This window comes from Peribacillus sp. FSL P2-0133 (genome assembly GCF_037975445.1).
GTDB classification, from domain to species: Bacteria; Bacillota; Bacilli; order Bacillales; family DSM-1321; genus Peribacillus; species Peribacillus simplex_E.
This window is the reverse complement of the sequence record NZ_CP150254.1, coordinates 167,501-186,832: the sequence shown is the minus strand read 5'-3', so window position 1 is coordinate 186,832 and position 19,332 is coordinate 167,501. Positions and strand designations below refer to the sequence as shown.

15 protein-coding genes, 9 tRNA genes and 2 rRNA genes (1 of these 26 running past the window's edge) are annotated in these 19,332 nt (G+C 40.9%); 4 read left to right on the top strand and 22 right to left on the bottom strand.

Annotated features, from left to right (window positions below; translation table 11 throughout):
- Positions 1–181: 181 nt before the first annotated feature.
- The 3 genes from MKY17_RS01070 to MKY17_RS01060 are packed head-to-tail and all read left to right on the top strand — an operon-like array spanning position 182 to position 3,656.
- Positions 182–1,927: an ABC transporter ATP-binding protein gene (locus tag MKY17_RS01070; protein WP_098371743.1), complete on the top strand. Its 1,746-nt coding sequence runs from the start codon at positions 182–184 to the stop codon at positions 1,925–1,927.
- A 23-nt stretch (positions 1,928–1,950) separates the two neighbouring features.
- Positions 1,951–2,625: a response regulator transcription factor gene (locus tag MKY17_RS01065; RefSeq protein ID WP_098371742.1), complete on the top strand. Its 675-nt coding sequence runs from the start codon at positions 1,951–1,953 to the stop codon at positions 2,623–2,625.
- Positions 2,622–3,656, top strand: a complete 1,035-nt coding sequence (locus tag MKY17_RS01060; protein ID WP_098371741.1) for a HAMP domain-containing sensor histidine kinase — start codon at positions 2,622–2,624, stop codon at positions 3,654–3,656. Before MKY17_RS01065 ends, MKY17_RS01060 begins: the two co-directional genes overlap by 4 nt.
- Positions 3,657–4,024: 368 nt before the next feature.
- Here MKY17_RS01060 and MKY17_RS01055 read toward each other — a convergent pair whose 3' ends face one another.
- From MKY17_RS01055 to sigW, 10 genes are all read right to left on the bottom strand, one after another.
- On the bottom strand, positions 4,025–4,885 hold the full coding sequence (locus MKY17_RS01055; protein WP_098371740.1) for a type II CAAX endopeptidase family protein: 861 nt from the start codon (positions 4,883–4,885) through the stop codon (positions 4,025–4,027).
- Positions 4,886–4,969: 84 nt separating this feature from the next.
- A complete protein-coding gene (locus MKY17_RS01050; RefSeq protein ID WP_098371739.1) occupies positions 4,970–5,527 on the bottom strand; it encodes a hypothetical protein in 558 nt (185 codons plus the stop codon).
- 369 nt (positions 5,528–5,896) lie between these two features.
- A complete protein-coding gene (locus MKY17_RS01045; RefSeq protein ID WP_098371738.1) occupies positions 5,897–6,268 on the bottom strand; it encodes an iron chaperone in 372 nt (123 codons plus the stop codon).
- A 462-nt stretch (positions 6,269–6,730) separates the two neighbouring features.
- Positions 6,731–7,183: a hypothetical protein gene (locus tag MKY17_RS01040; protein ID WP_098371737.1), complete on the bottom strand. Its 453-nt coding sequence runs from the start codon at positions 7,181–7,183 to the stop codon at positions 6,731–6,733.
- A 658-nt stretch (positions 7,184–7,841) separates the two neighbouring features.
- Complete coding sequence (glmS, locus tag MKY17_RS01035) at positions 7,842–9,644, bottom strand: glutamine--fructose-6-phosphate transaminase (isomerizing) (protein WP_098371736.1); 1,803 nt, start codon at positions 9,642–9,644, stop codon at positions 7,842–7,844.
- A 465-nt stretch (positions 9,645–10,109) separates the two neighbouring features.
- On the bottom strand, positions 10,110–11,459 hold the full coding sequence (glmM, locus tag MKY17_RS01030) for a phosphoglucosamine mutase (protein ID WP_098371735.1): 1,350 nt from the start codon (positions 11,457–11,459) through the stop codon (positions 10,110–10,112).
- 56 nt (positions 11,460–11,515) lie between these two features.
- Entirely contained in the window at positions 11,516–12,874 is a 1,359-nt protein-coding gene (locus tag MKY17_RS01025) for a CdaR family protein (RefSeq protein WP_339201224.1), read from the bottom strand.
- A complete protein-coding gene (gene cdaA, locus MKY17_RS01020; RefSeq protein WP_034304935.1) occupies positions 12,867–13,691 on the bottom strand; it encodes a diadenylate cyclase CdaA in 825 nt (274 codons plus the stop codon). Before cdaA ends, MKY17_RS01025 begins: the two co-directional genes overlap by 8 nt.
- A gap of 218 nt (positions 13,692–13,909) precedes the next feature.
- Positions 13,910–14,533, bottom strand: a complete 624-nt coding sequence (locus MKY17_RS01015) for an anti-sigma factor (protein WP_098371733.1) — start codon at positions 14,531–14,533, stop codon at positions 13,910–13,912.
- 16 nt (positions 14,534–14,549) lie between these two features.
- Complete coding sequence (gene sigW / locus MKY17_RS01010) at positions 14,550–15,113, bottom strand: RNA polymerase sigma factor SigW (protein WP_098371732.1); 564 nt, start codon at positions 15,111–15,113, stop codon at positions 14,550–14,552.
- Positions 15,114–15,285: 172 nt separating this feature from the next.
- On the opposite strand from sigW, the gene MKY17_RS01005 reads away from it, so the two are divergent.
- Entirely contained in the window at positions 15,286–15,471 is a 186-nt protein-coding gene (locus MKY17_RS01005) for an aspartyl-phosphate phosphatase Spo0E family protein (RefSeq protein WP_076372678.1), read from the top strand.
- A gap of 138 nt (positions 15,472–15,609) precedes the next feature.
- On the opposite strand, the gene rocF is transcribed toward MKY17_RS01005, so the two are convergent.
- From rocF to MKY17_RS00945, 12 genes are all read right to left on the bottom strand, one after another.
- Positions 15,610–16,512 carry an arginase gene (gene rocF / locus MKY17_RS01000; protein ID WP_141992575.1) on the bottom strand — a complete coding sequence of 301 codons (903 nt, stop codon included), beginning with the start codon at positions 16,510–16,512 and terminating at the stop codon, positions 15,610–15,612.
- A 206-nt stretch (positions 16,513–16,718) separates the two neighbouring features.
- Positions 16,719–16,794: transfer RNA gene (locus MKY17_RS00995), tRNA-Ala, on the bottom strand.
- 21 nt (positions 16,795–16,815) lie between these two features.
- Positions 16,816–16,887: transfer RNA gene (locus tag MKY17_RS00990), tRNA-Gly, on the bottom strand.
- A gap of 3 nt (positions 16,888–16,890) precedes the next feature.
- Positions 16,891–16,965, bottom strand: a tRNA-Gln gene (locus MKY17_RS00985).
- Between the two features lie 104 nt (positions 16,966–17,069).
- Positions 17,070–17,153: transfer RNA gene (locus MKY17_RS00980), tRNA-Tyr, on the bottom strand.
- 18 nt (positions 17,154–17,171) lie between these two features.
- Positions 17,172–17,247 (bottom strand) — tRNA-Thr (locus MKY17_RS00975).
- 15 nt (positions 17,248–17,262) lie between these two features.
- Positions 17,263–17,338 (bottom strand) — tRNA-Val (locus MKY17_RS00970).
- Between the two features lie 8 nt (positions 17,339–17,346).
- Positions 17,347–17,421, bottom strand: a tRNA-Glu gene (locus MKY17_RS00965).
- 32 nt (positions 17,422–17,453) lie between these two features.
- Positions 17,454–17,526, bottom strand: a tRNA-Thr gene (locus MKY17_RS00960).
- A gap of 3 nt (positions 17,527–17,529) precedes the next feature.
- Positions 17,530–17,604 (bottom strand) — tRNA-Asn (locus tag MKY17_RS00955).
- A 45-nt stretch (positions 17,605–17,649) separates the two neighbouring features.
- Positions 17,650–17,765 (bottom strand): 5S ribosomal RNA (gene rrf, locus MKY17_RS00950).
- A gap of 74 nt (positions 17,766–17,839) precedes the next feature.
- Positions 17,840–19,332 (bottom strand): 23S ribosomal RNA (locus MKY17_RS00945); it runs 1,440 nt beyond the window's last position.

Below are 19,332 nucleotides of genomic sequence, written 5' to 3'. Positions count from 1 at the left end.
TCTTGCACCTTCATTAAAAAAGGCCGACACTATTTTAAATGTCCGCCATATTTTTTCAAATTTATCGTGCAGAAAAAGTTCACCACTAATTTTCGTGGAATAATAAGAACTAGTTCATATTCAATTCATAACTTCTTTGTATACTTCTCTGTAATGAAAACCAAGAAAGGATGTATTTCATATGTCAGAAGCAAAAAATCAAAAGGGATGGCGCCAGTTCATTCGGTTAATTCAACAAACGAAGCCTTCTAAACTAATGATAGGGATTGCATTGGCATTAAGCCTTGGTACAACGGGTGTAGGTTTATTAGTCCCTTTATTCACAAAAAATCTAATTAATGATTTTTCGATCAGCTCACTAAGTACTGAACGGATCACCCTTCTCGTTCTTGCCATCATCGTTCAAGCATTGGCCAGTGGATTTTCCATCTATTTATTAAATCGGATCGGTCAATCTGTAGTGGCGGGTATCCGCGATCAACTATGGAAAAAATTACTCGTATTGCCCGTGAGTTATTTTGATGAACATCCCTCAGGAGAAACAGTCAGCCGAATGACAAATGATACAACTGTAGTGAAGGGATTAATCTCTGAACACCTCTCAAATTTCGTTACTGGAATCATTTCCATCGTAGGCTCCATGATCGTATTATTCGTACTGGATTGGAAAATGACATTATTGATGTTCACTGCAATTCCACTCTCTGTTTTGATATTAATGCCATTAGGGAAAAAAATGCATAAAATTTCAAAAGGGATGCAGGACGAGACAGCAAGCTTCACCGCAGTCCTTCAGCAGGTGCTAACGGAAATACGCCTTGTTAAAGCTTCGAATGCAGAAGCTTTGGAATATCAAAATGGAAAAAAAGGAATCCATAAATTATTTCAATTCGGATTAAAAGAGGCAAAAATCCAAGCGTTGATTGCGCCGCTAATGAGTTTTGTGATGATGGCATTACTCGTGCTGATTTTAGGTTATGGTGGAATGCGCGTTTCTTCAGGAGCCCTGACAGCTGGAGCTCTAGTTGCATTCATCATGTATCTTTTCCAAATAATCATGCCAATGGCTCAATTAGCTAGTTTCTTTACACAATTCCAAAAAGCAACGGGTGCAACAGAGCGCATCATTTCCATTCTGGATTCAGTGGAGGAAGAAGATGCGATGCAGCCAGTTCAAAATATAAGTCAATCAATCAGCGTGGAGAACCTGAACTATAGTTATAATAATGGAGAACAGGTACTTAAAGATATAAGCTTTAACGTTGAAGCCGGAAAGGTCACTGCAATTGTCGGCCCAAGCGGCAGCGGAAAAACGACCCTTTTTTCGTTATTCGAGCGTTTCTACAAACCACAGCAAGGGTCCATATCCATAGGCGGGAAAAACATAAATGATTTCACACTCCTTTCATGGAGAAGCCAGATTGGATATGTTTCACAAGAAAGCCCGATTGTATCAGGTACAATTCGAGATAATATTTGTTATGGCATCGAACGGGATATAACGGATGAGGAATTAAATCAAGTGGCTAAAATGGCGTATGCAGATCAGTTCATTTCTGATCTTCCGAACGGATATGATACAGAGGTTGGTGAAAGGGGCATGAAATTATCAGGGGGTCAAAGACAAAGAATCGCGATCGCTCGTGCATTTTTAAGAAACCCCAAAATATTAATGCTTGATGAAGCTACTTCCAGCCTAGACAGCAAATCAGAAAAAGTGGTTCAACAGGCATTGAATGATTTAATGAAAGGCCGAACAACAATAGTTATCGCCCACCGCCTATCGACCGTTATCGGTTCAGATCAAATCATCTTCCTTGAAAAAGGGAAAATAACAGGCAGCGGTACTCATAAAGAGCTGTATCATACGCATTCATTATATCGAGAATTTGCTGAACAGCAGTTGCACAAACTTGAACTGGCCTAATTCACCGAAAGGAAAGAAGCAGGATGACAAAAATATTGATAGTAGATGATGATGCACATATTCGCGAACTTATAAACCTGTTGTTAAGAAAAGAAGGATTCGATCTATATGAGGCCCGTGATGGACTGCAAGCATTGAAAGTAATGGAGAAGGTGAAAATCGATTTGGCAGTCATCGATATTATGATGCCTAACATGGATGGATGGCAATTATGCAAAGAGTTAAGGGAATTTAGTGATATCCCCATTTTAATGCTGACTGCAAAAGGGGAAACAACTCAAAAAGTAAAAGGATTCGGTCTTGGGGCAGATGATTATCTTGTAAAGCCATTTGAACCGATCGAATTGGTTCTTAGAATAAAGGCATTACTTAAACGGTATAAAATCACTATTTCACAAACATTAAATATCGGCGAATTAAAGATGAATCGCAACACGCATGAAATGTCATTCAAAGAACAGGAATATACGATTCCATTAAAAGAATTCGAATTGTTGTTTAAATTAGCAAGCTATCCTGGAAAAACTTTTTCCAGGGAAGATCTTATTGAAGACATTTGGGGCTATGATTATGAAGGTGATGAACGAACTGTCGATGTACATATTAAAAGAGTGAGAGAACGGTTTCCGGAATCGGAGTTCCCCTTCCGAATTAAAACGATTTGGGGATTGGGCTACCGTTTGGAGATAACGAGATGAGAAGCAATCGATTTTTCAAACAAATGCTTGGCATATTGTTTTTTCTTACGTTTAATTCAATTTGCTTTTCGGCCGGGTACTATATCATTGAGCTATTGCCATTAAGGTTACCCGATTTTGTACGGTATCTGACCACAATCATCACAAGCATCGCAATCATGATATTAATTGGCTATCTTATGCATGCCATCCATCACAATAAACGGGCAAATATTTACCTCGAGATCATTAATGCCTTAAGGAAAATAGCAAATGGCGATTATAATGTTCAATTGGATTTTAAAATCGATAGGAAAAACGAAATGACCGATATCATTAACCACTTCAATCACATGGCCAAGCAATTGAAGCAAATGGAAGAGATGCGGCAGGAATTCATCTCTAACGTCTCACACGAAATACAGTCGCCCCTAACCTCCATCGTAGGATTTGCCCAAGCTCTTCAATATAATAAGCTGACAATCGAAGAACGAAATCATTATCTTCATATAATTGAGACAGAGAGCAGGAGATTATCTAAATTAAGTGATAACCTTCTAAAGCTTACATCCCTGGAATCTGAGCATCATCCTTTTGAAAGGACAGACTTCCGGCTGGATCAGCAAATACGAACCATTATTTTGGCTTGTGAACCGACGTGGTTGGAAAAAGAACTCGAAATGGATATATCTTTAGAAAAGATTCGAATTTTTGCAGACCAGGATTTAATGAGCCAAGTATGGACAAATTTAATACACAATAGTGTCAAATTCACCCGCCATCGTGGAAAGATCACGATTCGATTACAACAGATTGATGACCTGGCATCCATAACGATATCCGACAATGGAATTGGCATATCTGAAACAGACCAGTTCCATATATTCGAACGATTCTATAAAGCCGACCTGGCAAGGGAACGTACAAAAAGCGGGAGCGGTTTAGGTCTGTCCATCGTGAAAAAGATTATTGAAATGCATGAAGGGACCATATCCGTGGAAAGTGAGCTCGATAAGGGAACGACTTTCACCATTCTGCTTCCTATTTCGTGAAGGGTTTTGTGATTGTTAAGTACCTTTTATAAAAGAGGTTGATCATTAATGCTGCCTTATTGTTAACAACACTGCCCAGTTCGTTGATGATTATCTTGTAATATCAACGCTTCTATTAAAAGAAAATGGCTATCCAGAACAGGAGATTGTGGGGAAATTTGCAAAAAAAAATTGAAACAGGAAATGGAGAATTTAATCAGATCATTGGGGCGTATCGTTGGGTTCAAATCAGGTTCGATCCCAACGGTTAACAAGCCGGAAGAATTGTTGGTGGCAATAATATGGACATCGACCTCAAAGAAATCCTCTTAAATGAAATCGTTATGAATTAGGTTCATTTTAATACCTGTATTATCTTTGATTAAAATTTATTTTATTGTTAGGAAAAGAACATACATCAAAAACAACAAAATAATATATCCATCAAAGAATTTAACTTTTCCACTTTGAAATTGATTATTTTTTCTTACCTTTATAAATAAAAAAGTTAATATAGATAGAAAAAATATTAAACCTGTTATGGCAGTAATTGGAGACACCATTACCTTAAAATAAGTTTCAGTAACCTTTTCTGGGAAATGCATGATGATCCTCATTATTTCATTCACTAAAAAGTGAAAAAAGATAGCCGGAACAATACTTCCAGTATAGATGGTTAATAGTGCAAAAGAGATACCAATTACAAATGCAAAAACCAAGTTTCCCACCGTCATATGATAAATGCTAAAAATAAGAGCACTTAAAATTATGGCCGACTTTATGTTCATTCTCTGATATTGTTTTAATAATATGCCTCTAAAAAGAATTTCTTCACTAATCGCCACTGAAAAGCCAATCATGATAATGCTGTAAAAACTTATGTTTTTACTACTCTCCATAAGTGTATTAACAATTTTTTCAGCAGTAAGCCATTCGCCGGTTAGTAGATAATATTGAATCCTACCAAAAAACATAGTTATCATGTGAACTATAATACCCATTAAAATACCAAGAAGTATATATTTTATATGTACCTTTTTAAGCCTAATGCTCGATAAGGTTATTTTTTTCTTTTTTAAGAAATGAAAAAGCACATAGATAAAAACCAGTTTACTTAAAAAGAAAAATAATTGTTTGTTTATTTGGAAAAAAAGTTCTTGTAATATAAGTTGTGCAAAAGGAAAAATAATCATAATTAGTATTGTTATATATAATATAAAGCGATGAGTTTGCTTAATATTAGTATCCATTCTTACCCCTTTTTATATAAAAATTTCAAATTCTAAAAAAACTCTCTTTTTAGAATAAGGGTTTGCATTTGCACTATTTCTAACTTATTTTATTGCTACTTTTTTATATTTAATGTAAGTTTCATTTCTTTGTTCTGTTTTTATCAAATTACCAGTTGGGTTATATGTTTTTAGAGTTCCAGTCAATTTCCATGTTTCTTTGTACTGGTTCCATTTTTTCGATGCCGAATATACCTTTTCTCCCCCACCAGAAACAGCTATTATACCAGCTATTTCCATCTTAAAGGTAAGGTTTAGACTCCATTTTGTATCATCAGTCACTTTTTTGTGAAAGGCACTTGATTGTCGTTTATCTGTGGCTGTTTTCCAAGTATATCGATTACAAGTAGCACACACCGGAGATATACCAATTCTATTATTAGTCATTTCTCCTGTTTTTTCATCTACTAGTATAGGTATTTCTTGACCTAAAGGTACATCAGTGCCTGATAGAGTTGTATATTCTGTCAGAAACCCACCTGATTGGCTTTCCTCTTTTAAATCAACTTCTTTAGTTGGAGAACTTGCAAAGGTTGATACGGGATTAAATCCAAACAAAAATACATGAATTATTAAAATAAAAAGATATAGTAACTTCTTCATTTCTTCACCCCACCTAATATTTTTTCCTTAAATACCCACTATGAATTTTTGTTTTAATATCTTAAGTAGTTTGGTTGTAATATTTGTATATCTCGATTTTATCAAAAACCAAAAGCACAAGAAGTTCCAAATCCGGAACTCCTTGTGCTTTTTTTGAACTTTAAACTATTTATGGAATCGCAACCGTAAAGGTAAGGTCATTAAGGAGGGAGAATCTTCCTTTTTGCCTATGGAGCTAGATCAGACGGCAGATATGGGGATCTTATAACCTCAGGACCACATCGTTTCACTTCTAATATTGAACAGAACCCCGAATAATGGACACTTTAATAGAGGTTCAGCTCACCCGTAACTAATCCGATTTTTTATTTATTTCCTCCAAAAAGTTGAACAGTCTGCCTTATCAAAAATATTAAACTCGATCATTTTTTCAAGTAATGAATAATCAACCGGACTGTCCCACTTGATACGTACCAACTGCTTGGTGTGATCATAGCCAGCCTGCACGATTTCATCAGAAAAATGATCAATCCCTGCCTTTTCAGGGGCAACAGCCAAATGATGTTTCGCTACACTAAAGCCAATAATATATGTGTCATGATCGGTAAACATAGGCTGATTCCACGCAATCTTCGGCATTAAATTTGGAAATTTCTTAGTTACCCAAGCCAAGACTTCTTCCGTTCGGTCCCTATGTTGCGGGTTATCAATATTCGCTAAAAATTCTGCAAAAACTTCCATGTCATTCTCTCCTAAATTAAAAAATTTTTATGAAGATGTTATTTTCATTCCAATACGCCCCAGCTTCGATAGAATTACAGCTTCATTTTCCACATCGCCTAAATTTAATGCCTTATGGATTTCTTTCAACAATGCACTATAGGAAGATCTTTAACTTTGCTCTAATGGATGCCGTGATTACCTACCGATGGATTTAATAGATTGCATTAAACAACTCTATTGTCACTGCACATCGTTTCCTATTCCTTAGAATGCTTTAAACCACTTATCAACTTGAGAGGTTCTCGTTGTTTTAGACATAAAAAATACCCCTTTGGCTAATCATAGCCAAAGGGGTAAAGCTTCGCAACTTTTTAAAAACAGTTAATCTATATTTAGATCTACCTAACATTGTTCAGTTACAAAAAAAGTCGGGTACTGATTGGATATTTGGCATCCGTTCGTTGAGGAAAAAATCTTGTATTATTGTACCTCTATGACAAAAGTATAAGAGGAGTCTCCATTTGACCATTTAGCGTTAATTTCAATTACATACTTTCCTTTTTCCGACGGTAAGGTTATGTGGTGTTGATTCATAGGTAATTCTTCACCACGTTTTTCTCCTTCCCATAAATAAGCCTGTAATTCTGGTTGGGAGCCATCATTAAACTCTACATTTGCTACTGAACTTTGTTCAACTATTTTCGCTTTCATATCTTCAGCTATTTGAATTGGTGCAGCAGCATCGGCGATAACCGTAGTATTAGAGAGTAAACGCTTTTTTTCCCACTGATAAGTACCTCTAGCTGTTTCGATATTTTCATCATTTATACTCACTATCGCTTCTGGTGGTTCTTCTTTGGTTTCATTTGAACAACCTACTACTATAAGTAAGAACAGCATCAATATAGCGAAAAAATATTTCTTATTTTTCACATTAATCCCACCTTTTTTCTGTTAGACGTTAACTATTTATAAAAGTTACATGCCTTCTTCTACAATCCTGCAACGCATTTGTGGAATGGAAATAAAAGTGAAAGATTTTTAAGGGAGGGATCGTAATGGTTCCATCCTTTTTTTGATATACATAAGAGAATGAAAGAAGACCACAATAGGTAGTCTCTTCTATTTGTTTAAAACCAACAATAAGTTTAACAAACGCTATCTAAAGGTAATTTAATACTGAATCTCGAAATTAAAAGGATTAATTTAAAGACCAGCCTGATATCCAGGCTGGTCTTTTGGTTTATTAGTAACAAGAATTATTCTTAATTTCCAATCTCGCTAGAACAGGACTACCGCAGCAACTAGAAGCTAGATTCATACTGTACACTCCTGTTTCAGGGAGATTCAACTGTATCTCTTTCGCACCTTTGACATCCCCTGTAAGGTAATCCACAACATCAATATTTATTGAAGTCCCCAGCTGAGTTAGTTCTTTATCCGCTAATATAAACAAGTATTATATTTAAAAAAGAAGCATAGGATATAACCTATGCTTCTAGTGCTTAATCTTATTATCGAGTACCCGACTTTGTTGTCCAGTACCCAACTTTGTTGTCTTTCAACAAACATACATTGCATTCATTCCGACTTACTCAACCGTTACACTTTTCGCAAGGTTACGTGGTTTATCCACGTCACATTCGCGGTGCAAGGCTGCGTAGTAAGCAATGAGCTGCAGCGGGATAACAGAGATAAGGGGTGTTAATAGTTCATTCACTTCCGGGATGACGAAACGGTCATCCTCTTCTTCAAGCCCCTTCATGGAAATGATGCAAGGGTTGGCGCCTCGGGCAACCACTTCCTTTACATTACCACGGATGCTTAGGTTGACACCCGCTTGCGTAGCAAGGGCTATGACAGGTGTACCTTCTTCAATCAAGGCGATCGTTCCATGTTTAAGCTCTCCGCCAGCAAAGCCTTCCGCCTGGATGTATGAAATCTCCTTCAGCTTAAGGGCCCCTTCAAGCACAACATAGTAGTCAAGGGAACGGCCAATGAAGAAGCAGTTTCTCGTAACGGACAAATATTCACGGGCAATGTCTTCCATCTCTTCTTTCGAATCACATAGGGCTTCCATTGCTGTCGCAACGATTCCAAGCTCTTTTACAAGGTCGAAATCATACTCCATGTTACGGAATTGGCCAGTTACATTCGCTAAGATCGATAAGACTGCCACTTGAGCTGTGTAGGCCTTTGTAGAGGCAACGGCAATTTCAGGGCCAGCATGCAGCAAGAGCGTATAATCCGCTTCACGTGACAATGTAGAGCCAGGTACGTTCGTGATGGTCAGGGCTTTATGACCAAGCGCTTTGATGGACACTAACACGGCACGGCTATCTGCAGTTTCACCACTTTGTGAAATGAAGATGAATAGCGGTTTTTTCGATAATAACGGCATATTGTAAGTGAATTCCGATGCCACATGGACCTCAACCGGAATTTCAGTCATTTTTTCGATGAATTGCTTACCAATCAACCCTGCATGATAGCTGGTTCCGCAAGCGATGATATAAATACGGTCAGCCTCACTTACGGCTTCAGTAATGCTATAATCGATTGCAAGTTTACCTTCTTCATTTTGGTATGCTTGAATGATTTTACGTATGACAGCTGGCTGCTCGTCGACTTCTTTAAGCATATAGTGCGGATACGTACCTTTTTCAATATCACTCGCATCCAGTTCAGCAGTGTATGGAGCACGCATGACTTCTTCGTTGGAAAGGTTCTTGATCGTTACCTTTTCTTTTGTCACGATAACCATTTCCTTATCCATCAGTTCAAGGAATTGATCTGTGACTTGCAACATGGCCATTGCATCCGAAGCGACAACGTTAAAGTCTTTTCCGACACCGATTAGCAGCGGGCTTTTATTTTTTGCGACTAAGATGGTTTCATCATTTTCAGCATCCAATAGGGCAATGGCATATGAACCCTCCAGAAGAGTGAGTGTTTGACGGAACGCCTCTTCCACTTCCATGCCCTCGTTTACGAACTTCTCTATGAGTTGAACGATGACTTCCGTATCCGTTTCACTTTTAAAGGCAACATCCTTCAAATATTCACGTTTTAGAATCGCATAGTTTTCAATGACCCCATTATGAACTAAAGTCAATCGACCTGAATTACTTTGGTGAGGATGGGCATTTTCACGGCTTGGCACACCATGGGTGGCCCAGCGTGTATGTCCTATTCCAGTATGTGCCATAGTATTTTCATCCACGGCTCCGCGTAAGTCCGCGATTCTTCCCTTTTCCTTAAAGATTGTAACGCCTGCTTCATTTCTCACAGCAATCCCTGAAGAGTCATAACCACGGTATTCAAGTTTTTCAAGACCTTTTAATAAAATTTCCTTTGCATCGTTAAGTCCAATATATCCAACAATTCCACACATAATTTCTGTTCCTCCAACCGATTCGAGGGAACAGGAATGCACGGGGGCATCCCTGCCCCCTCATCTCTGATATATATTTTTTATAAAGGAAATGCCTTAAAGCACTTTTTCCCTTTGTGCATTTCCAACCCTTTGTGCAGTAAGTTGCCCTACTGTTTTAAGATTGGAATTACTGCGGCTGTGCACTTCAGCCGGGAGGTATCCGCCGATCATTCGATAAACCTCCTCCTCGTCAACTAAGCCATTTCTCGTCCTGACTTAGTTCAGGCGCTTTTGTGAATCCGTTTCTCCTTCCCTACCCTCCTTTTTAACACAACCCTTTTCAGAAAATGAGTTGTAAATCAGGATAATCATACCTTAAACAAGGGACATAGGTCAATTCTTTATTACCAAGACCTAAAAAAAGTACTTCTTAATAAAAATATGCATAAAAGGAAATTACGTTCCTTTTATGCATAGGATTAATTATTCGTTCATTCCCATTTCCGCTCTTACAACTGCGACGATGCGATCTACATAATTAGTGCATTCCTCAGCTGTCGGTGCTTCAGCCATAACACGGACTAGCGGTTCAGTACCGGATGGTCTCACCAAAATTCGACCGTTTCCGTCCATTTCCTCTTCGACTGCCTTGATGACTTCCTGTACCTTTTCATTATCGGTTACAGCGTGTTTATCGGTAACTCTGACATTGATCAGCGTTTGTGGATATTTCTTCATCTCGCCAGCGAGCTCCGATAAGGTTTTTTTGGTATCACTCATGATGTTCACAAGCTGCAGGCCCGTCAATAAGCCATCGCCTGTCGTATTATAGTCCAGGAAGATGATATGTCCGGATTGTTCGCCGCCAAGGTTATAGCCGCCTTTTCGCATCTCCTCGACCACATAGCGATCCCCCACTGCCGTCTGGGCGCTTTGTATACCATGCTCTTCAAGACCTTTATAAAAACCAAGGTTGCTCATGATCGTAGAAACCACTGTTCCTTGTTTCAGACGGTTATTTTCTTTCAAGTATTTCGCACAGATATACATGATTTGGTCGCCATCCACTATATTTCCTTTTTCATCTATCGCAATGACGCGGTCTCCGTCACCATCGAATGCAAGTCCGACATCCGCACCTTTTTCCTTTAAGAATTCAGCAAGTGCCTCAGGATGGGTGGAACCTACCTTATCATTAATGTTCAAGCCATTGGGCGATGCCCCCATCGTAGAGATGTCTGCATCAAGATCTGCAAACAAATGCATTGCCAAGGCAGATGTCGCCCCATGTGCACAATCAAGAGCAACATGAATGCCTGTAAAATCTTCATCCACTGATTGTTTCAAGTACTGGAGATACTTTTGCCCTCCTTCGAAATAATCGTTCAAATGGCCTAAATCTCCGCCTACAGGGCGTGGAAGTTCATCCTTTTCCATATCTAATAGTGCTTCAATTTCCGCTTCTTGATCATCGGATAACTTAAACCCATCCGGTCCAAAGAATTTAATCCCATTATCCGCTACTGGATTATGGGAAGCGGAAATCATGACACCTGCTTCAGCACTTAAGGCCTTTGTTAAATAGGCAACTCCCGGTGTCGAAATGACACCGAGGCGCATCACCTCAGCCCCTATGGATAAAAGACCGGCAACAAGCGCACCTTCCAGCATTTCACCTGAAATTCGAGTATCGCGTCCTATCAGCACTTTGGGTTTCTCTGTATTTCTAGTAAGCACGTAGCCACCAAAACGGCCTAGTTTAAATGCCAACTCCGGTGTTAATTCGCTATTCGCTATACCCCTGACTCCGTCTGTTCCAAAATATTTACCCATCTTTATCGCTCCTTCTTCGAATCGTTACTGAATTTAATGATGATGTTAAAGGATGGTCATGTCTCTTCGTCTTTTTGTGAGATGGTGACCGAAACCGTTTTAGAATCCAGTTCCCATTCCACTCCCTCAGGCACTGTTACCGCCAAATCCACATCATGCGTACCTTCATCTAAATTACTCACATCTACTGTAAGATTAATGTCGTCTTTAGTTATTTTCTTCAAATCATCCGCCTCACCAAGCAAAGTGATGCTAGTTACATCGGATTCCAATTCGGCATTTTGGTCATCCTGTATGCCCACAGGCACTATTTGTATATTGTTGAAAGTTTTAGACTCAATGGCAGCCGGTTCATCTTCTTCTGCTTCTTCTTCGACTACTTGTTCTTCTTGTTTTTGTTCGGTTTCTGGTTCTTCCTCTTCTACGACTGGCTCTGCATTCTCTTCATCCACATCAACTTTCTCTGTACGAATCTTGACCTTTGCCTTACCCAAGGACATTTTTTGTACACTTTCCGGTTTATCAAGATCAAGTTCCAGTTCTGTATCACCATCAATTTTCGAGATATTTACAGGAAGAACTACTTCATCTATTTTCTCCAGGCTCGTTTCCGAACCAAATAAGGTGACCTCTTTTGGGTCGACACTTATACTCGTGATTCTGATGCCATCCTTTGTCTTGCCAGTTTGCTTCGGTGCTATCGACACCGTCTTGGAAGGAATGCTCACTTCTAAGGAAACTGAAACAGTAGATGGCTCGATCGTCACATCCAGCTTGTTCAAGTCCCTGTCCAGGGCTTTAACGGTTGCCTTGCTGTTCACCGTTTCGTTAAGTCCCTTACTTATTTCAAGGTTTGCCTTTACATAGGAAATTTGTTCAATCGCATCTTTAGCACCCGTTATTTTGACAGTTTTCGGGCTGACTGTTGGCTGGCCAGCGGTATATCCCTCTTCAAGTAAAGAGCTATTATACTCGGCTTCAACGGGGAATTCCTTCGTCACCCGTTCCTGAACGTTGACCTCCGCATATTCCGGATCGATCGTCGCCACTAACTTTTCATTCAAATCACTTATTTTAAATGTGACAGTTCTGTCCCCCATTGAGATTGCAGGATCGGAAAGGTCTACATACACTTTAAAGTCCCTTTGGTTTTTCGCATTTATCAATAAGCTTTTTGCTCCCTTTAGAGTAACATCAACCGCCTCCGGCACTCCGCTCACCACTAGATTCTCACGGTCATAGTACACTTCAACCGGTACATTTTCGATGGTCTCCGTACTGATTTCAGGGGCAGTCGATAAACCAAGGGATTTTTTATCCGACTCCATTTCGAAGTTAATGGAAATGAACAAAAGTGCCGCCAAGGCAAAAGCTACGATTCTCATAAACCAAGCGCTATTGGTGAATTTATCCATTCTTTTTCCCCCTCCAGTTAAAGATGCTTGAGGAAGTTGATTTGATGTTTTCCACTACCAGTTCACTTGTAAGCATGGCCCTAAATGATTCTTGATTCAAATCCCGGTAAAGTTCCCCGTTTTTAGTGACGGATATCCCTCCCGTTTCTTCTGAAACGACAATCGTAAGACTATCCGTAACTTCACTCATGCCTATGGCTGCCCTATGCCGTGTGCCAAGTTCCTTTGATATGAAAGGACTCTCTGATAGTGGCAAATAGCAAGCTGCAGCTGCCACCTGGTTATTTTGCAGAATAACTGCACCATCATGGAGCGGCGTATTAGGGATGAAGATATTAATGAGCAGTTCTGAAGAAATATAGGATTTTAGCGGTATCCCCGTTTCAACATAATCCCCTAGCTCCGTACCTTTTTCTATCGTAATCAAGGCTCCGATCCGCCTTTTTGCCATATAGGTGGACGCCTTTAGGATTTCTTCGACTAAACGCTCTTGCTGATTCTCTTCCGGAACGGTGCCCCTTGCAAAGAGCTTCCCGCGTCCTAATTGTTCAAGTGCCCTTCTCAGTTCAGGTTGAAAAATGACGAGAATCGCCAATACTCCCCAATTCATGACTTGTGCCATTAACCATCCGAGTGTATTGAAACCAAACAGGTTGCTTAAGCTTTTTACAATGACAATTACAAAAATTCCTTTTAGCAGCTGAATAGCCTTCGTGCCCCGAATAATAGTTAACAATTTATATATCACAAACCATACAAGGAGAATATCAATGAAATTTACTACATAGTCCCAAACAGTCAAGTTGGTTAAAGACATGTTGTTTCCTCCAGTCAGTATTACTCCAAATACAAATTACAATCTTTATACGATAACCTTAATAGTATACCATTTTTTAAATGATACATCTAAAAACTAGTGTGAGAAATTTACATAGGAAAAATGAATCATGAAAAAGGGTTCCCTTCCCTTTAAAAAATAAAGCTGAGCGAAGTCACCGTAAATGAAAAAACGGTGCCCCCTCCCAGCTTTATTCCTTATTCCTTTTTCTCCTCTTTAGCAGGAACCAACGAGGTTGCAGTATCCTTTACTTTATACCACATCCACTCAAAAGCTTGGTCAATAACATGGATGCTTCCAGTCACATTCCCTGCTTTTGACATATATTTATGCCCATTTATGACTGTCACATCTCCCTCTACTTCACCATCTATTTGAATGTTACCATTTTGAACTACCACATTCCCCTTGATTGTCTCACCTTCAGGCACAATCACCGTTTCACCTTCGACCACTAAGTTAGGCTGCTTTGATACTGAAAAATGTTCGTCCTGATTATAAGTGGAAAAAACAGATCCTGTCATCAATAAGATGAACATCGCTGCCGCTGTCATGAAGGGATGGCTTTTGAACCAACGTTTGGCACCTGTTGTTTTCGTTTCCTTTGGCAATTGAGCCATAACCTTTGCTGTAAAGTCATCCGGGGCCTTTATATGGGAAGTGCTTTGTACAAGAGCGACCGCCTTTTTCATTTCATGAAAGTAATCCCGGCATTCAGCACAGTTATGCAAGTGCTCCCGTAAAACTTCTTTATGCTCCGGTTTGATGTCCTCATCTAAATAATCATGCATATATTCAATGATTTCCTCATGGCAGTTCATTTTTCTCACCTTCTTTTTATAAATGGCGTAGTTGTTTACGCAAGGCTTCCCGACCGCGATGTATCCTCGTCTTAACCGTACCGACCGGCAAATCGAGTATTTCACTGATTTCCTTTAGAGATAACTCTTCAATATACTTCAATACGATTACCGATCGGTATTTCTCGGGCAATTTCATTATTTCCACTTGAATGGTTTCCTGTAGTTCTAAAGATTCAACCTCTTCCTCGGGTTTCGCCATATCCGATGCAATTTGGGAATACATATTCAATCCCTCTGTTCCTGCCACCTCTGCATCTAAATAGTAATCCGGTTTTTTCTTGCGAAGCCGGTCAATACAAAGATTGGTCGCAATCCGGTATAACCATGTAGAAAATTTCATTTGTATATTGAAACTTCGAATATTCACGTAGGCCCTTACAAAGGCCTCTTGTGCCAAATCTTCTGCTTCTTGCCTGTTTCCGAGCATCCTGAAACATATTTGGAACACTTTGTCCTTGTATATTTCGACAATTTCCCCAAATGCATTATGGTCTCCCTTTAATACTTGATTAATTCTCTCTCTAATGAGTGCATCCATTTTCCGGTATTACCCCCGCTCATGCGGCTATACGATTACTACGAACCGTAAGCTAAAAGGTTTCAAAAATTTAATACATTAATTTTAACAAAGTTTTACATTTTATGTTTAAGAAAAAAAAAACAGGGCTATATAGTAAGAAATTGTAAAATCCAAGGGAGTGATTCTCTATATGACTGCAGAACAAATTTTAGACCATATTGAACAATACAGACAGAAAATGATGTTTTTGGCTTCCCGTTCTTCAATGGTGGATAATGAAGTTGTTGAAGTTAGCAGCAAACTGGATTCTTTAATCATCCAATACATCCATTTAACTAAAAATGGAGACCTCACTGACAGACGTGCCCTCAAGTGAATATGGATATACGATTGCAACCATTTATCTATAGATATGTTCCTGTTACATACACCCTAGTAAATAAACCTACGTCTTCTAGCATATAAAAAACAGTAACCCATTACAAGCCGGTTACTGTTTCTTTTATTTTTTCAGTTATAATAATTTTTCTCCAAATAGCGAACCCATTAGAGCCACGGCCACGATCGCCGTCTTATTTCGCTCATCTAAAACGGGATTCACTTCAACGAATTCAGCTGATGTAATCAAGTTGGATTCCGCAAGCATTTCCATGGCCAAATGACTTTCCCGATAACTTATACCACCAATCACCGGTGTCCCCACTCCGGGTGCATCTGCTGGGTCGACTCCATCCAAATCCAATGAAAGGTGGACGCCATCCGTTCTCTCCCTTAAATAATCAATGCATTCTTCCATAACCCGTGCCATTCCCATGCGGTCGATCTCATGCATCGTGAATACTTTAATCCCTTTCTCACGGATAAGTTCTTTTTCCCCTTCATCCAATGACCTTGCTCCAATTATTACGATGTTTTCCGGTTTCACTTTTGGAGCAAAACCATGGATATTGATTAGGTCCGGATGTCCAAGCCCAATACTGACAGCTAGGGGCATACCGTGTATATTCCCTGATGGTGAAGTATCTTCCGTATTTAAATCCCCATGTGCGTCGTACCAAATCACACCCACATTTTCATAGTGCTTCGCGACTCCTGCCAGTGTACCTATAGCTATGGAATGGTCTCCTCCCAATACAAGCGGAAAGGAACCCCCTTCTATTATTTCATCAACTCTTGTAGCTAACAGGGAGTTACCCTTCGCTACAAGCTGTAAGTTTTTTAGATTTGTCCCAGGCTCATCTGCATTTTCAGGGCGCCCTACAATTATATCCCCTAAATCCTCTACTGCTATATTCAACTTTTCAAGACGCTCGACAATCTCTGCGCAGCGAATGGCACTAGGTCCCATATCCACCCCTCGCCTTGCTTGACCGAGGTCCATAGGCAACCCGATGACGGAAATTTTCTGAATAGACATACAATTCCCCCTTTCCATCATTTTATATCGTATATGCCGATTGGTTCAACTCGACATTTCCATGTATAAAGATGCACGTTCCTATCACATATGTTTTTTGTGAAATAATATCTTTCTGGGGATTAGTTTACCCAATTATGTCTTAAACAAAAAAAAGTCTTAAACCATTTTTGGCTTAAGACGTAAGTTTTGGTGTATGTAGTTGATGGTGGAGCCTAGCGGGATCGAACCGCTGACCTCCTGCGTGCAAGGCAGGCGCTCTCCCAGCTGAGCTAAGGCCCCTAAGGGATTTAAAATTTATTAAGCGGAAGACGGGATTCGAACCCGCGACCCCAACCTTGGCAAGGTTGTATTCTACCACTGAACTACTTCCGCAAATGGCTGGGCTAGAAGGGATCGAACCTTCGCATGACGGAATCAAAATCCGTTGCCTTACCGCTTGGCTATAGCCCAATATATGATATGTAATGATTAATGTTCAACAAAATAAAAAGGTGGTAATCATATATTTCCCCAATACAGAGAATATATAACTGATCCACAGGATTTTATTAAAATGGTGGAGGGGGGCAGATTCGAACTGCCGAACCCGAAGGAGCGGATTTACAGTCCGCCGCGTTTAGCCACTTCGCTACCCCTCCGCAATATATGGTTGTAAATGGTGCCGGCAAGAGGACTTGAACCCCCAACCTACTGATTACAAGTCAGTTGCTCTACCAGTTGAGCTACACCGGCAAGTAAAGAATAAAATGGTGGAGGATGACGGGATCGAACCGCCGACCCTCTGCTTGTAAGGCAGATGCTCTCCCAGCTGAGCTAATCCTCCGAATTAAATGGTGACCCGTACGGGATTCGAACCCGTGTTACCGCCGTGAAAGGGCGGTGTCTTAACCGCTTGACCAACGGGCCGAACTTTTTTTGTGTTCATAGATAGATTGGGAAGCTCCCAAGCGGATTCGAACCGCTGACCTCTTCCTTACCATGGAAGTGCTCTACCTACTGAGCTATGGAAGCATATGGCTCCGCAGGTAGGACTCGAACCTACGACCGTTCGGTTAACAGCCGAATGCTCTACCACTGAGCTACTGCGGAATAATATAATGTTTCCTAAAACCCATTTAAAGATTTAAATGAATAGCCTGGCAACGTCCTACTCTCACAGGGGGAAACCCCCAACTACCATCGGCGCTGAAGAACTTAACTTCCGTGTTCGGAATGGGAACGGGTGTGACCTCTTCGCCATCATTGCCAGACTATATTCATTTTTGAAGAATTTTCATTCCTTCAAAACTAGATAATAAGAAGGTATTTCATTTTTTTAAAAGCGTTGGTTAAGTCCTCGATCTATTAGTATCAGTCAGCTCCACATGTCGCCACGCTTCCACCTCTGACCTATCAACCTGATCATCTTTCAGGGATCTTACTAGCTTGCGCCATGGGAAATCTCATCTTGAGGGGGGCTTCATGCTTAGATGCTTTCAGCACTTATCCCGTCCGCACGTAGCTACCCAGCTATGCCTTTGGCAAGACAACTGGTACACCAGCGGTGCGTCCATCCCGGTCCTCTCGTACTAAGGACAGCTCCTCTCAAATTTCCTGCGCCCGCGACGGATAGGGACCGAACTGTCTCACGACGTTCTGAACCCAGCTCGCGTACCGCTTTAATGGGCGAACAGCCCAACCCTTGGGACCGACTACAGCCCCAGGATGCGATGAGCCGACATCGAGGTGCCAAACCTCCCCGTCGATGTGGACTCTTGGGGGAGATAAGCCTGTTATCCCCGGGGTAGCTTTTATCCGTTGAGCGATGGCCCTTCCATGCGGAACCACCGGATCACTAAGCCCGACTTTCGTCCCTGCTCGACTTGTAGGTCTCGCAGTCAAGCTCCCTTGTGCCTTTACACTCTACGAATGATTTCCAACCATTCTGAGGGAACCTTTGGGCGCCTCCGTTACTCTTTAGGAGGCGACCGCCCCAGTCAAACTGCCCACCTGACACTGTCTCCCACCCCGATAAGGGGCGCGGGTTAGAATTTCAATACAGCCAGGGTAGTATCCCACCAACGCCTCCACCGAAGCTAGCGCTCCGGCTTCTCAGGCTCCTACCTATCCTGTACAAGCTGTACCAAAATTCAATATCAGGCTGCAGTAAAGCTCCACGGGGTCTTTCCGTCCTGTCGCGGGTAACCTGCATCTTCACAGGTACTATAATTTCACCGAGTCTCTCGTTGAGACAGTGCCCAGATCGTTACACCTTTCGTGCGGGTCGGAACTTACCCGACAAGGAATTTCGCTACCTTAGGACCGTTATAGTTACGGCCGCCGTTTACTGGGGCTTCGGTTCAAAGCTTCGCTTGCGCTAACCTCTCCCCTTAACCTTCCAGCACCGGGCAGGTGTCAGCCCCTATACTTCGCCTTGCGGCTTCGCAGAGACCTGTGTTTTTGCTAAACAGTCGCCTGGGCCTATTCACTGCGGCTTTTCTGGGCTATTCACCCTAAAAAGCACCCCTTCTCCCGAAGTTACGGGGTCATTTTGCCGAGTTCCTTAACGAGAGTTCTCTCGCACACCTTAGGATTCTCTCCTCGCCTACCTGTGTCGGTTTGCGGTACGGGCACCTTACATCTCACTAGAGGCTTTTCTTGGCAGCGTGGAATCAGGAACTTCGGTACTATATTTCCCTCGCCATCACAGCTCCGCCTTAATGGAAACGGGATTTGCCTCGTTTCCGGCCTAACTGCTTGGACGCGCATATCCAACAGCGCGCTTACCCTATCCTTCTGCGTCCCCCCATCGTTCAAACGATGTATAGGTGGTACAGG

Bases quoted from the DNA above. Each gene is read 5' to 3' on its own strand.
- MKY17_RS01070 (WP_098371743.1), top strand. From the start codon at position 182: ATGTCAGAAGCAAAAAATCAAAAGGGATGGCGCCAGTTCATTCGGTTA.
- MKY17_RS01065 (WP_098371742.1), top strand. From the start codon at position 1,951: ATGACAAAAATATTGATAGTAGATGATGATGCACATATTCGCGAACTT.
- MKY17_RS01060 (WP_098371741.1), top strand. From the start codon at position 2,622: ATGAGAAGCAATCGATTTTTCAAACAAATGCTTGGCATATTGTTTTTT.
- MKY17_RS01055 (WP_098371740.1), bottom strand. From the start codon at position 4,885: ATGGATACTAATATTAAGCAAACTCATCGCTTTATATTATATATAACA.
- MKY17_RS01050 (WP_098371739.1), bottom strand. From the start codon at position 5,527: ATGAAGAAGTTACTATATCTTTTTATTTTAATAATTCATGTATTTTTG.
- MKY17_RS01045 (WP_098371738.1), bottom strand. From the start codon at position 6,268: ATGGAAGTTTTTGCAGAATTTTTAGCGAATATTGATAACCCGCAACAT.
- glmS (WP_098371736.1), bottom strand. From the start codon at position 9,644: ATGTGTGGAATTGTTGGATATATTGGACTTAACGATGCAAAGGAAATT.
- glmM (WP_098371735.1), bottom strand. From the start codon at position 11,459: ATGGGTAAATATTTTGGAACAGACGGAGTCAGGGGTATAGCGAATAGC.
- MKY17_RS01025 (WP_339201224.1), bottom strand. From the start codon at position 12,874: ATGGATAAATTCACCAATAGCGCTTGGTTTATGAGAATCGTAGCTTTT.
- cdaA (WP_034304935.1), bottom strand. From the start codon at position 13,691: ATGTCTTTAACCAACTTGACTGTTTGGGACTATGTAGTAAATTTCATT.
- MKY17_RS01015 (WP_098371733.1), bottom strand. From the start codon at position 14,533: ATGAACTGCCATGAGGAAATCATTGAATATATGCATGATTATTTAGAT.
- sigW (WP_098371732.1), bottom strand. From the start codon at position 15,113: ATGGATGCACTCATTAGAGAGAGAATTAATCAAGTATTAAAGGGAGAC.
- MKY17_RS01005 (WP_076372678.1), top strand. From the start codon at position 15,286: ATGACTGCAGAACAAATTTTAGACCATATTGAACAATACAGACAGAAA.
- rocF (WP_141992575.1), bottom strand. From the start codon at position 16,512: ATGTCTATTCAGAAAATTTCCGTCATCGGGTTGCCTATGGACCTCGGT.